We start from the raw sequence: 12,798 nt of genomic DNA, 5'->3' as shown, positions 1-12,798 counted from the left end.
ATGCACGAACACATGAGCACCACTTCGCCGACACGCGTCGGCTTCATCGGCCTGGGAAACATGGGCTCCGAAATGACACGCAACCTCCAGAAAGCGGGATTCGACCTCGTCGTCACCGACATCCGTCGGGAATCCGCCGACCACCTCGTAGCAAACGGCGCCGAATGGGCCGAGACTGCGGCGGAGGTCGCGGCGGCGACGGATGTTGTCATCACCATGCTCCCGACCCCCCGGCACGTGGAATCCGTTGTCAACGGACCCACAGGCATTCTCGCGGGCATCGCCGACGGGGGCACCTGGGTGGATATGTCCACCTCGGTTCCGGAGGTCGCCCAGCGCGTTAGGGCCGAGAACCCGGAGCGCAGTCTGCGCATCCTCGATGCCCCGGTCAGTGGCATGTCGATCGGCGCAGCCAACGGCATGCTGCAGATCTTCATCGGAGGCGAGGAAGCGGATGTCGCGCGCCTTCGCCCGGTATTCGAAGCGATGGGCGACCCGGAGCGAATTCTCCATGTGGGGGCGGCTGGCGCGGGATACGCCGTCAAGCTGATGATCAACCAACTGTGGTTCTCGCACCTCGTCGCGACCGCGGAAGTGCTCGCGATCGGTGTGAAAGCCGGTGTCGACCTCGGTGTGCTGCGAAACTCGCTCATCGCGAGCCCAGCGAACAGCAATTTCGTACAGAACGATGTGCTCTCCATCCTCGACAACGGCGATTACGACGAAGGGTTCGCGATCGCACTCGCCTGCAAGGACCTCGGCCTCTCGATCGACCTGGCGCGCTCAGTGGGAGCACCCTCCGAGCTCAGTGCCCTCGTGGAACAGATCTACCGCCGGGCCCGCGCCCAGTACGGCGACCTAGCCGGTGAGATGACCCCGGTGAAACTCTACGAAGACCTGATAGGCGTAGAACTGCGACTCGAGAAGGTGCTGGCATGAGCGCTCCCGCTGCCACCGGCCTCGTACCACTTTCCCGGCCGCTCGATGAGATCCAGCTCACCCTCGACCCCAAGCCGATCGCTCACTTCGGTCGTGGCACCGTCTCCCAGGTGGGCGCTGTCACGGCGTCCACGGGGGCGACGAGTGCCCTGATCGTCACCGACCCGTTTCTAGCCGGCTCCCCGGTGGTCGCCCTTGTGCGTGCATCGCTCGAACAGGCCGGTCTCGCCGTGACTGTCTACGGAGGAGTGACACCGAACCCGACCACGACGTGTGTCGACGAGGGCAGCGATCTCGCCTCGACCATCGGAGCCGAAGCGATCGTCGCGGTCGGCGGCGGTTCATCGATGGACGCCGCCAAGGGCATAGCTCTCGGCGCGGTCAATCCCCAGCGCGGCATCGGACTCGACTACACGAGCACCTTCCTCCGATCAGCCCTACCGATCATCGCAATCCCCACCACCGCCGGCACGGGTGCCGAAGTCAACGCATTCGGGGTGATCACCGACGTCGCAAGTCATCGCAAGTTCTATGTCGGGCACGACAGCGCACTCGCCCGGGCGGCGATCCTCGATCCTGACCTCACAGTCGGGCTGCCCGCCAGTGCGACCGCCGCCACCGGGATGGATGCTCTCACTCACGCTCTCGAGTCGTACCTGTCCGTGCGCGCCAACCCCTACAGCGACGGAATCGCGCTCCAGGTGATCTCGACCGTCGCTACCTTCCTTCCTCGTGCAGTCGCGGACGGATCGGACATCGAAGCTCGGGCGGAGCTGCTGCTCGCCAGTCACATCGCGGGCGTGGGTTTCTCGCACACGGGACTGGGGCTCGTGCACGGAATCGCGCATCCCCTCGGTGGCCAGTTCAACATCCCCCATGGACTCGCGCTCTGTATCGTGATCGAAGCAGTGCTCCGCTTCAACCTCGCAGCGAGGCAGGAGCGCATCGCCCGCGTTGCCTTCGCCCTCGGTGTCGGTGACACAGCGGCATCCACCTCGCAGAACGCGGAGGCGGCCATCGCCGGCATCGCAGACCTCGCCGTCCGGGTGGGCATGACCGGGCCGCTGTCGAAATTCGGCGTCACCGTCGACGCACTGCCGTCACTTGCGGCAGACACCCTCGCCGATTCCGTCACTGTCAACAACCCCATCCAGCCCACCGCTGACGACGTCATCGGCATCCTCGAGGATTCACTATGACCATCACACCGGCCATCGAAGCCGCACTGCTCGACCGCATCCCGACCGGCCTGTTCATCGACGGCGAATGGCGAGATGCAAGCGACGGAGGTACTTTCGACGTTCACGATCCGTCGACGGGAAAAGTCTTGCTCAGCATCTCGGATGCCACTCCCGAAGACGCGGCGGCGGCCCTCGCGGCGGCGGACGCTGCACAGCGCGGCTGGGCGCGAACCGCTCCACGAGTGCGCGCCGAGATCCTGCGCACCGCTTTCGAACTGCTCACGGCCCGAGCGGATGACTTCGCTCTGCTGATGACGCTCGAAATGGGGAAACCGCTGGCAGAGGCGCGCGGCGAAGTGACCTACGGAGCCGAGTTCCTGCGCTGGTTCTCGGAGGAGACTGCGCGCATCTCCGGACGTTTCGCGACGGCACCCGATGGGAACAGCCGCCTCTTGGTCACCCGGCGCGCGGTCGGCCCGTGCCTGTTCATCACCCCCTGGAACTTTCCGCTGGCGATGGCCACCCGCAAGATCGCCCCCGCGATCGCCGCCGGTTGCACGATGGTGCTGAAGCCAGCAGCGCTGACTCCGCTCACGGCACTGTTCTTCGCGGAATTGCTGCGGGAAGCCGGCCTTCCGGCCGGCGTGCTCAACGTGGTTCAGACCACGAGGGCCGCCGCAGTCACGGCGCCTCTCATCAAAGACGCCCGATTGCGCAAGCTGTCCTTCACCGGTTCGACCGAGGTCGGACGGCGACTCATCGCCGACGCGGCCGAGCAGGTGCTGCGAGTTTCGATGGAACTCGGTGGAAACGCGCCTTTCCTGGTCTTCGAAGATGCCGACATCGATCGTGCCGTCGAGGGCGCGATGATCGCGAAGATGCGCAACGGGGGAGAGGCGTGCACCGCGGCCAACCGATTCCTGGTGCAGGAGTCGGTGGCGTCCGAGTTCACCATGAAGCTGATCGAACGAATGCGGGCTCATACCGTCGCCCGGGGCACCGACCCGGACTCGAAGATCGGTCCGCTGGTCGACGAAGGCACCCGCCAGAAGGTGCATGAGCTCGTGACCGCTTCCGTCGAGGCCGGCGCAACCCTTGCGCTCGGCGGATCAGCCGTGGACGGGCCGGGCTACTTCTACCTCCCGACAGTGCTCACCCAGGTGCCGCCGGACGCCCGCATCTTGCACGAGGAGGTGTTCGGGCCCGTGGCGCCGATCTCCACCTTCGTGACCGAGGCTGATGCCATCCGTCTTGCCAACGACACGGAGTTCGGGCTCGTCGCCTACGCCTACACGCGTGATCTCAATCGCGGATTGCGGCTAGCCGAGGAACTCGAGGTCGGCATGCTCGGGATCAACACCGGCATCGTGTCCAATCCGGCGGCACCGTTCGGCGGAGTGAAGCAGTCAGGGCTGGGGCGCGAGGGGGGATTCGAAGGCATCGACGAATACCTTGAGACACGCTACGTCGGAATTTCAGATCCTTTTGCTGACGTGTGAGGATGGTGCGTAGTCTGTGCAGCCGCTAGCGAGGCTGATCCGACCGGGAACCTATGATCTCGCTGAGATGGATTCCCCCGTCTTTACCGTTATTCGCTTTCGCGCGATCCGCTCGATCATGACCCTGAAGTAGTCGCGGACGGAGGCCTCGAACTCGAGGTAGGCGTCCTTCTGTACTCGCTCCCGCTGGCCGCGCCGTGAGGGGATTGAGGCGGGGCGCAGGGGACATCGCGGTTCCGGAGAACCGGACTGTCCCACCTCTGACCGAGGGGACTACATGGCCGGGAGCTGGCCAACAGCAGGGCGGCGGCGAACCGTCGCTCGGGGACTTCGGCAATCCGCTACACACCCGACCGATAGACCTCGATCTGCCAATCGCTGGCGAGTGCCGCTATAGCGGCGACGGCGACCAGCACCGGTGCCACGACGGCGGCGACGACCCCCGCGTTCACCGGGATCTCCATCACGGTGTGACCCGCGCCGTCTTTCACGGTGATCCGCCGCACATTGCCCTCGTGGAGTAACTCCCTGACTTTGGCGACCATCGCCTCACCCTTCACACGCAGCTTCTCGGCGAAGGGTTCTTCTGGCGGTTCCGTGCCGTTCTGGGTGCTCATGGTGATGTTCCGTTCTCCATTGATTGGACTGGTGACTCCTATCCAACAATCCCCGACGGACAATCGCCAGGGGCGAAGGTCCCGGCCCCTGGTGTGCAGTCTCGGACCCCGCGCAACCATCGCCGGCACCGGAGGCTCGGAATCTGATCCGTCGCGTTGCCCCGCCCGACTCCCGAACGTAGGATTGCGGCGTCTGGAGGCCGCGATGGAGCGCAACGAGAGTGCGGGACCCGCACCCTTCTGGTCGCTGCGCGACTTCCCGCGCGACACCGCTGCCACTGTCGCCCCCAATCCGGCTGTCCAGCAGTTCTCTACAGTCGGCGTCGTGGAGCGACAACGAATCGAGCTCTGGGAAGAACACAACGCTCGCTCGCTCGTGGGGCTCCAGGCGCGAACTCTCAACGGTGTGCCGCTCGAGGCGACCGAGGTCAATCTCACGCTTGGTCAACTCCAGTTCGCCCACGTCGCTGCCAACCCTCACATCGTGGAGCGGGATGCCGCGCAGATCGCGCGCACTCCCCTGGGTGGGGTCGCCCTCTACTTCACCCTGTTTGGCGAGTCATTCTTCTACTGCGACGAGGGTGTGCACCTCCAGCGCCCGGGCGGGCTTCTGGTCTGCGGGGCGGATGAGCCGTTCATGCGCGGATTCGCGCATGGTCTTCAGGAATTCGTGCTCACCGTTCCTCGCGAGCTGTTCGAGGAGATCTCCGAAGATCCGACCCCTCGCCGTCCGATCACCATGAGTTTCGCGCGCATCCCCGGCGCGAATGCGCATGCCGCGAGGCTGGCGCGCCTGGTTCGCTCGACCCTTTCCGCCGCCGGAGAGCAAGATCTCGCGGATGTCGAGTCGAGCGCGCTCACACTCCTTCGCTCGATCTTCTCGACCGACTCCGCTCGACGTGCCGTCACGCACCGCCTCACCGCGCTCGATTACATCGATCGCCACCTCCGGGACCCGCGACTCTCGGTCGGACAGGTGGCAGCCTCGGTCGGTATCAGCGAGAGGCAGCTCACTCGCATCTTCGCGGAGACCGGCACCGGTGCGGCCCGGGTCATCCTGGAGAAGCGGCTCGATCTGGCCAGGCATATCCTTCGCGGCGGCGGGGCGCTCTCGGTCGGCGACGTGGCCGCCCAATGCGGATTCTCCTCTCATGCGCATTTCACCCGGGTGTTCCGTGAGCGGTTCGAGGAGACCCCGGCACAGATCCGGTCGTCTGCCGGGTCCGCGCAGGATTTGACCATTCCGGACACGCTCTAGCCGGTTTCCGCCACCCACGGCTCCCGGCCTGGCGAGTCCGGAGATACTGGCTAGACGAACCACGACGACGTGGCACGAGCGAGGAATCTCACATGGCGGCATTCAGCGACGGCATCCCCGACACCATCCTTCCCGACACGGATATTGTCGAGACGGATGTGTTGATCGTCGGATCCGGCCCCAGCGGAGCGTCGATGGCGCTGGCTCTGGCGACCCTCGGTATCCCCAACATGATGATCACCAAGTATCGGTGGACAGCCAATACGCCCCGCGCTCACATCACCAACCAGCGTGCGATGGAGTTCTTCCGTGACATGGGGATCGAGGGGCAGGTCCTCGCGGAGGCGACCCCCCACCACCTGATCGGGGACACCGTGTTCTGCACGTCGATCGCGGGCGAGGAACTCGGGCGGATCCTCACCTGGGGCACGCACCCCGGTCGCCATGGCGACTACGTGCTGGCGTCGCCGACGCTCAACTGCGATATCCCCCAGAACTACCTCGAACCGATCCTGGTCAAGAACGCGACGAGCCGCGGCACCCAGACCCGGTTCTCCAGCGAATACATCTCCCACAGCCAGGATTCGGAGGGCGTGACTGTTCGCGTGCTCGATCGCGTCACCGGTCGCGAATATGTCGTGCGCGCCAAGTATCTGATCGGATGCGACGGTGCCCGTTCTGCGGTCGCCGCCGACATCGATCTTCCGATGGAGGGCGCGATGGATATCGCCGGCTCCATGAACATCACTTTCACCGCCGACATCGAAGAGCTCGTCGGCCATCGTCCCTCGGTGCTCTACTGGGTGGTTCAGCCGGGTTCGAATGTCGGTGGCATCGGTGCGGGCCTCGTGCGCATGGTGAGGCCCTGGAATCAGTGGCTCATCGTCTGGGGCTACGACATCACTCGGCCGCCACCCCTGGTCGACGAAGCCGCGGCAAAGGTCATCGTGCGCAATCTACTCGGGATGCCCGATCTCGAGCCCGAGATCACCGGGATCTCCCTCTGGGGCAACAACGAGATGTTCGCGACAACGCTGCAGAAGGGGCGTGTGTTCTGCGCGGGAGATGCGATCCACCGTCATCCGCCGAGCAACGGGCTCGGATCGAACACCTCAATCCAGGACTCCTACAATCTCGCTTGGAAGCTCGCCGCGGTCATCCGCGGCCAGGCCGGCTCCGCTCTGCTCGACACGTACACCGCGGAGCGTGCTCCGATCGCCCGCCAGATAGTCACGCGGGCGAACAAGTCCTCCCGGGAGTTCGGCCAGCTGTTCGAAGCGCTCGGTGTGACGACCGCGAAATCCGAGGTCGAGATGGTCGAGCGCATCGAGGAGCGCAAGAACAACACTCCCGAAGGCGTGGCGAAGCGTGCCGCCGTCGAAGCCGCGATGGAGATCAAGAATTACGAGTTCAACGCTCACGGTGTCGAACTCGGGCAGTTCTACGAGTCCACCGCGGTGGTCTCGGATGGGACCTCACGGCCGGTGCCCGCCCGTGATCCGGAGCTCTACTACCAGCCATCCACGGTTCCCGGGTCCCCATTGCCTCATGTCTGGCTGGGCGATGCGACCCGCAAGTTCTCCACTCTCGACCTCGCGCCGAGCAGTCGCTTCACTCTCTTCACCGGCATTGCCGGGCAGTCGTGGGCGGATGCCGCGCCGGCGGTCGCGCGCGAGCTCGGCATCCCCCTCGAAGTGATCGTCATCGGACCCGGCCAGCGCGTCACCGACCTCTATTTCGACTGGGCGCGGATCCGGGAGGTCGAAGAGGGCGGCGCCCTCCTCGTGCGCCCTGACAAGATCATCGCCTGGCGGTCGATGAGCACTGTCACCGAGCCCGCGGGAACTCTGATCGCCGCCCTCTCTGCCATCCTCAGCCGGGCCAGCTGATGCTCGGCTTCGTCCACGAGACCCTGGGTCAGCGGGTGCGATTCGGCACCGGCACGGCGAGGGAGGCGGTCCGCGAGGAGATCGGCTTGCGCGGTGCGCACCGAGTTCTGGTTGTCTCCGGCAATCGCGAGACCGGCCTCACCGACGATGTGGCCAAGGGGCTGGCCGACAGCATCCGTTTCAGCGAGATCGTGCAGCATGTGCCGATCGCGTCTGCTGAGCGCGCGAGGAAGGTTGCGTCTGAGTTCTCGGCCGACCTGATCGTCTGCATCGGGGGAGGATCGACGACCGGTTTGGCCAAGGCTGTCGCCCTCACCACCGGCATCCCGATCGTCGCCGTGCCAACGACGTTCGCGGGCTCGGAGGCGACCAACGTCTGGGGCCTCACGGAAGCCTCGCGCAAAGCCACCGGGGTCGACCCGCGGGTGCTCCCTTCGGTCGTGATCTACGACGCCGAACTGACGATGAGCCTCCCCGTCGACCTGGCCGCATCGTCCGGGCTCAATGCGCTCGCGCACTGCGTCGATTCGCTGTGGGCCCCGCGAACGGACCCCATCAACCAGGCGCTGGCCGTGGAGGGGATCCGTGCGCTGTCTTCCGGGTTGCGCGGCATCGTGGCCGACCCCACCGCCGTCGGCGGCTATGAAAGCGCGCTCTTCGGCACCTACCTGTCCGCGGTGGCATTCGCCTCATCCGGATCCGGGATGCACCACAAGATCTGCCACGTGCTCGGCGGCACCTTCAACCTGCCTCACGCTCCCACCCACGCGATAGTGCTTCCCTACGTGACGGCGTTCAACGCCGAAGCCGTGCCCGTCGCCAACGCGCGGCTCGCAGCAGCGTTCGGATCACTCGACGGCCTCAGTGGCCTCGAAGCGCTGCGCACTGACCTGTCTGCGCCACGCTCGCTCGCCTCCATCGGGTTGAAGGAATCAGACATCCCCCACGCGGCCGAACTCTGCCTTGCCGCCATCCCCCGGTCGAATCCGCGCCCCTTCGGGCTTGCGGATGTCGAACGGATTCTGACCGCGGCCTGGGCGGGTTCCCCCGCTGTCGAACTCTCCGAGAAAGGGAACGCCCCATGACGAAACCGCACCACCCGCTGACTGCCGAGCAGATCGCGCGCGAGGACGAGCTCGTCGCGACCGTCGTCTCATCGTTCGAGGGCGCTCCCGATCCTCGCCTGCGGCAGATCATGCAATCGCTCACGCGCCACCTCCATGCCTTCGTGCGTGAGGTGAGACTGAGCGAGCCGGAATGGAACACAGCCATCCAGTTCCTCACGGATTGTGGGGATATCACCGATGACCGCCGGCAGGAGTTCATCCTGCTCTCCGATGTGCTCGGCATCTCCATGCAGACTGTCGCGATCAACAACGAGGCCTTCGAGAACGCGACCGAGGCGACGGTGTTCGGGCCGTTCTTCAACGACTCGGCCCCGCAGATCCAGAATGGCGGCGACATCGCCGGTGCGAGCCCGGGTGAGCCGTGCTGGGTCGAGGGTTCCGTGCGGGACACGGAGGGGCGGCCGCTCAGCGGAGCGAGAATCGAAGTCTGGGAGGCAGACGAGGATGGTTTCTACGACGCCCAGTACGCGGACGACCGCGTCGCCGGCCGCGCCTGGCTGCTCAGCGACGATCAGGGCGGTTTCCGCTTCTGGGGGCTGACTCCCACTCCGTATCCGATTCCCCACGACGGCCCGGTCGGAGCTCTTCTTGCCGCTGCGGAACGGTCCCCGATGAGGGCGTCACATCTCCACTTCATGGTCACAGCGCCGCAGATGCGCACTCTCGTCACCCACATCTTCGTGCGGGGTGACGAGTTCCTGTCGAGCGATTCGGTCTTCGGTGTGAAGGACTCGCTCATCGTCGAGTTCGACCACCACCGGGCGACCGAGCCGACTCCCGACGGCCGTGCTCTCGACGGCCGAACCTGGACCTCCACACGGTTCGACATTGCCCTCGGCCCCTGCGAGACCTGCGGGAATAGATTCCAGTTCTATGTGTTTGCATGTATATCAATCACGGCGGAAGGAATCCATCCCATGAGCTCAATCACATCGGGCCTACACCACGTCACCGCTATCGGTGGCAATCCCCAGAAGAACATCGATTTCTATATCAAGGGGATGGGGCTGCGCCTCGTCAAGAAGACCGTCAACTTCGACGACTCGAAGACCTATCACCTGTACTACGGTGACACCGCCGGAAGCCCGGGGAGCCTGATGACCTTCTTCCCCTGGAACGGGGTGCCCCAGGGCACCATCGGCAGCGGGCAGTCGACGACCACCGCCTTCTCCGTGCCGCAGGGCAGCATCGGTTGGTGGAAGGGTCACTTCTCCGACCTCGGCATCGAGTCTTCGGCGGTGGAGGTGAGCCCCGACGAGGAGCGGCTCTCGCTCCGCGACCCCGACGGGCTTCAGCTCGACCTCGTGGCGTCGTCGGTCGCCGATCCCCGGAATCCCTGGGACTCGGCATCCGTCCCCGCCGAATACGCCATTCGGGGCGAGCACTCGTCGGTGCTCACCGTCGCTGATCCCGCTGGCACCGTCAGCGTGCTCACCCACGATCTCGGGCTGAAGCTCATTTCGGAGACCCCGGGTCGATTCCGATTCGCTGCTGGCGAGGGCGCTGCCGGCGGAATCGTGGATGTCGTCGCCGACAGTTCCGCGCCGGTCGGGCTGACCGCCGGTGGCACCGTGCACCACATCGCGTTCCGCGCGCCGGATGCCGCGGCACAACTCCAATGGCGGGATGAGCTGCTGGACCGTGGCCTTCAGGTCACCCAGGTGCTCGATCGGCAGTACTTCACCTCGATCTACTTCCGCGAGCCGGGCGGAGTGCTCTTCGAGATCGCCACGGACACCCCCGGCTTCGACATCGACGAGCCCCTTCTCGAACTCGGTCGTGGTCTCAAGCTGCCGCCGTGGCTCGAGCCGTCCCGCGAGATGATCGAGCGCTCGGTTGCCAAGATCACGGTGCCCGAGGAGAACAACCCTTCGTTCGCCGCTCCGCAGGCCTAGTCCGATGACACGGGACGACGCCTCTCTCGATCGGCCGCACGTATTCCTCCCGGGCGCTGGCCCGGAGTCGCCCGTTCTGCTCGCGCTTCATGGCACCGGAGGCTCCGAGGACTCCACGGCGGACTTCGCCCGACAGCTGAATGACGATGCTGCCGTGCTCGCCCCCCGGGGCCTCGTCGTCGAGGGTCCGCATGTGCGGTGGTTTCGGCGCATGGGCGAAGGGGTCTTCGACGTGGACGATGTGGAACTGCAAGCGGATCGCCTCGCCGAATTCGTTCTTCGTGCACAGGAGACCTACGGACTGGTCGGCCGCCGGTTCATCGCCGTCGGATTCTCCAATGGGGCCAACATGGCACTGGCGTTGGCCACACGTCATCCCGAGCTGGTGACGGGAGTCGTGGCGTTCTCCGGAATGTACCCCTATGCAGACCGAGACCTCCCCGCGGGTGTCAGCGGGCTGACGGCCCTGCTTCTCAACGGGCAAGACGATCCGATGGCCCCGCAGCCGAGCGTGGCCCGGCTGGAGGAGCAGCTTCGTGGGAGGGGCGCAACCGTGGATCGTCGCACCCGCGCCGGTGGGCACGGTGTGACGGAGGACGAACGGCAGACGGCACGGGACTGGCTCGAGGCCGAGACTCTTCGGTAGTGGTCGTGTCCGGCACGCCCGGGGAGGATCACCGCCCGGGAACTCGGAAACGTCGCTGCGCGCTTCCCGCTCGAGCTTGTGAGCGCAGCCCTCACTCTCGCCGAATCCCGCGCGCTCGCCGGCACGGTGATCCCGCTGCCCTGAGGTAGACCGTGCCTACGATGGGGTGATGGGCACAGTCTCTCGACGGCACCTCTTCGCGCTGGCGGGGGTCGGCCTCGTCGCGTCCGGCTGCGCACCGGTGACTCCGAATCCTTCCCCGAGTGCATCCCCGGGGGGACCACCGGACTGGGCGGCGCTCGCCGGCAGCGTCGGCGGCACCCTCTCCCGGCCGGGTGACGCGACCTACGACACGGTGAGGCTCACCGAGAATCCGCGCTGGGACGCCGCTCGACCCCTCGCTGTGCTCTCGGCAGAGACGGCATCGGATGTCGCGGTGGCGATCGGATTCGCCGCGCGGTATCGCGTGCCCATCGCCGTGCGCTCCGGCGGCCACAGCTACCCCGGCTATTCCGCCGGCGGCGCACCCGGCACCGGTGTGAAACCCTCCCTGGTGATCGACACCCGGCGGATGGCGCAGGTCGAGGTCGCCGCGGACAACACGGTGCGGGTGGGTGCCGGCGCCTCCCTCGCCGCCCTGTATGACGCCATCGGCTCGAAGGGCCGCGCCATCGCGGGAGGGTCCTGCGCCACCGTTGGTATCTCCGGGCTCGCCCTGGGCGGGGGCGTCGGGGTGCTGGTGCGGGCGTACGGCCTCACCTGCGACTCCCTCGTCGGTGTCGAGATAGTCACCGCGGATGGCACCGTGCATTCGGCAAATGCCTCGACCGACCCTGACCTCTACTGGGCGAGCCGCGGCGGAGGGGGTGGCCACGTCGGCGTCGTCACGGCACTCACCTTCGCGACCAGGCCGGCGCCCGATGTCACGATGTTCACCCTCGGCTGGCACTTCGCAGAGGCCTCAGCGGTGCTCCGGGCCTGGCAGGACTGGGCGCCGAGCGCCGACCCCAGGCTGTGGTCGACCCTCAAGCTGCTCAACGGCGCGCGGTACTCCACGGAACCCGGAGTGTTCGTCTCCGGCACCTGGATCGGTGATCCGAGTGCCCTCGCCGGCCAGCTCCAGTCCTTTCTCGCCGCGGCGGGCACACCGAAGTCGAGGGGTTCTTCCACCCACGAATACCGGGACGCGATGATGATCTATGCGGGATGCGGTTCGTCTCCCGCCTCATCCTGCACGACTGGATCAGGGGGTATCCTCACCCGCGAGTCCTTCGCCGGCACCTCGCACGTTGCCATGACGAAGCTGGAGGCGGCGGGAATCCAGACCGTGATCGACACGGTGATGAGCGCGAAGTCCGTGCCCGGGATGATCGAGGGCGGCATCTCCATGGATGCCCTCGGCGGCGCGGTGCAGGGAATCGCGGCCGACGCGACCGCGTTCCCGCACCGGGACGCGCTGATGACCGTGCAGTACACGGCCACCTTCACAGACGGCGCGGACGCCGATCCTCCGACGCGCTGGGTGCGGGGATTCCGCACCGCCCTCGTCCCCCAGTGGGGCACCGGGGCCTACGTCAATTACGCCGACGCCGACATCGCCGATGCCAGCGCCGCCTACTTCGGGGCAAACGCGGAGCGGCTGCAGAAGATCGCCCGCCGGTACGACCCAGAGGGGCTCTTCACCCAGCCGCAGCCCTGGTAGCAGGGTCGGTCTCGCGGAGTGCCGCCGTGCGCGACCGGCGGACAC

Annotated in this window: 10 protein-coding genes; 9 read left to right on the top strand and 1 reads right to left on the bottom strand. The window is 66.3% G+C overall.

Features of this window, described 5'->3' with window-relative positions; translation table 11 throughout:
• Positions 1–12 precede the first annotated feature (12 nt).
• Genes VLI63_RS06085 through VLI63_RS06075 form a run of 3 tightly spaced genes read left to right on the top strand, consistent with a single transcriptional unit; the run spans position 13 to position 3,619 of the window.
• On the top strand, positions 13–939 hold the full coding sequence (locus VLI63_RS06085; protein ID WP_409155978.1) for an NAD(P)-dependent oxidoreductase: 927 nt from the start codon (positions 13–15) through the stop codon (positions 937–939).
• On the top strand, positions 936–2,138 hold the full coding sequence (locus VLI63_RS06080) for an iron-containing alcohol dehydrogenase family protein (protein WP_409155977.1): 1,203 nt from the start codon (positions 936–938) through the stop codon (positions 2,136–2,138). Before VLI63_RS06085 ends, VLI63_RS06080 begins: the two co-directional genes overlap by 4 nt.
• Positions 2,135–3,619: an NAD-dependent succinate-semialdehyde dehydrogenase gene (locus VLI63_RS06075; protein WP_409155976.1), complete on the top strand. Its 1,485-nt coding sequence runs from the start codon at positions 2,135–2,137 to the stop codon at positions 3,617–3,619. Before VLI63_RS06080 ends, VLI63_RS06075 begins: the two co-directional genes overlap by 4 nt.
• 341 nt (positions 3,620–3,960) lie before the next feature.
• On the opposite strand, the gene VLI63_RS06070 is transcribed toward VLI63_RS06075, so the two are convergent.
• A complete protein-coding gene (locus VLI63_RS06070) occupies positions 3,961–4,236 on the bottom strand; it encodes a DUF4342 domain-containing protein (RefSeq protein WP_409155975.1) in 276 nt (91 codons plus the stop codon).
• 205 nt (positions 4,237–4,441) lie between these two features.
• On the opposite strand from VLI63_RS06070, the gene VLI63_RS06065 reads away from it, so the two are divergent.
• The 6 genes from VLI63_RS06065 to VLI63_RS06040 all read left to right on the top strand — a co-directional run bounded on the left by VLI63_RS06065 (position 4,442) and on the right by VLI63_RS06040 (position 12,753).
• Positions 4,442–5,494, top strand: coding sequence for an AraC family transcriptional regulator (locus VLI63_RS06065; RefSeq protein ID WP_409155974.1), 1,053 nt, complete (start codon positions 4,442–4,444; stop codon positions 5,492–5,494).
• 92 nt (positions 5,495–5,586) lie between these two features.
• Positions 5,587–7,383 (top strand): FAD-dependent oxidoreductase, encoded by a 1,797-nt coding sequence (locus tag VLI63_RS06060; protein WP_409155973.1) that lies wholly within the window; start codon positions 5,587–5,589, stop codon positions 7,381–7,383.
• Positions 7,380–8,468: a maleylacetate reductase gene (locus tag VLI63_RS06055; RefSeq protein WP_409156586.1), complete on the top strand. Its 1,089-nt coding sequence runs from the start codon at positions 7,380–7,382 to the stop codon at positions 8,466–8,468. Before VLI63_RS06060 ends, VLI63_RS06055 begins: the two co-directional genes overlap by 4 nt.
• Positions 8,465–10,405, top strand: a complete 1,941-nt coding sequence (locus tag VLI63_RS06050; RefSeq protein ID WP_409155972.1) for a dioxygenase — start codon at positions 8,465–8,467, stop codon at positions 10,403–10,405. Before VLI63_RS06055 ends, VLI63_RS06050 begins: the two co-directional genes overlap by 4 nt.
• A gap of 4 nt (positions 10,406–10,409) precedes the next feature.
• The gene (locus tag VLI63_RS06045) at positions 10,410–11,051 is read left to right on the top strand and encodes an alpha/beta hydrolase (protein ID WP_409155971.1); all 642 of its coding nucleotides are present in this window, start codon (positions 10,410–10,412) and stop codon (positions 11,049–11,051) included.
• A gap of 169 nt (positions 11,052–11,220) precedes the next feature.
• The gene (locus VLI63_RS06040; protein ID WP_409155970.1) at positions 11,221–12,753 is read left to right on the top strand and encodes an FAD-binding oxidoreductase; all 1,533 of its coding nucleotides are present in this window, start codon (positions 11,221–11,223) and stop codon (positions 12,751–12,753) included.
• The last annotated feature ends 45 nt before the right edge of the window (positions 12,754–12,798 follow it).

It is taken from the genome of Lacisediminihabitans sp. H27-G8 (genome assembly GCF_046156175.1).
Taxonomy (GTDB): Bacteria; Actinomycetota; Actinomycetes; order Actinomycetales; family Microbacteriaceae; genus Lacisediminihabitans.
This window is presented reverse-complemented; position numbering and strand designations above follow the sequence as displayed.

Coding starts and splice junctions, on each gene's coding strand:
- VLI63_RS06040 (WP_409155970.1), top strand. CDS start 11,221: ATGGGCACAGTCTCTCGACGGCACCTCTTCGCGCTGGCGGGGGTCGGC.
- VLI63_RS06080 (WP_409155977.1), top strand. CDS start 936: ATGAGCGCTCCCGCTGCCACCGGCCTCGTACCACTTTCCCGGCCGCTC.
- VLI63_RS06050 (WP_409155972.1), top strand. CDS start 8,465: ATGACGAAACCGCACCACCCGCTGACTGCCGAGCAGATCGCGCGCGAG.
- VLI63_RS06075 (WP_409155976.1), top strand. CDS start 2,135: ATGACCATCACACCGGCCATCGAAGCCGCACTGCTCGACCGCATCCCG.
- VLI63_RS06065 (WP_409155974.1), top strand. CDS start 4,442: ATGGAGCGCAACGAGAGTGCGGGACCCGCACCCTTCTGGTCGCTGCGC.
- VLI63_RS06045 (WP_409155971.1), top strand. CDS start 10,410: ATGACACGGGACGACGCCTCTCTCGATCGGCCGCACGTATTCCTCCCG.
- VLI63_RS06085 (WP_409155978.1), top strand. CDS start 13: ATGAGCACCACTTCGCCGACACGCGTCGGCTTCATCGGCCTGGGAAAC.
- VLI63_RS06070 (WP_409155975.1), bottom strand. CDS start 4,236: ATGAGCACCCAGAACGGCACGGAACCGCCAGAAGAACCCTTCGCCGAG.
- VLI63_RS06060 (WP_409155973.1), top strand. CDS start 5,587: ATGGCGGCATTCAGCGACGGCATCCCCGACACCATCCTTCCCGACACG.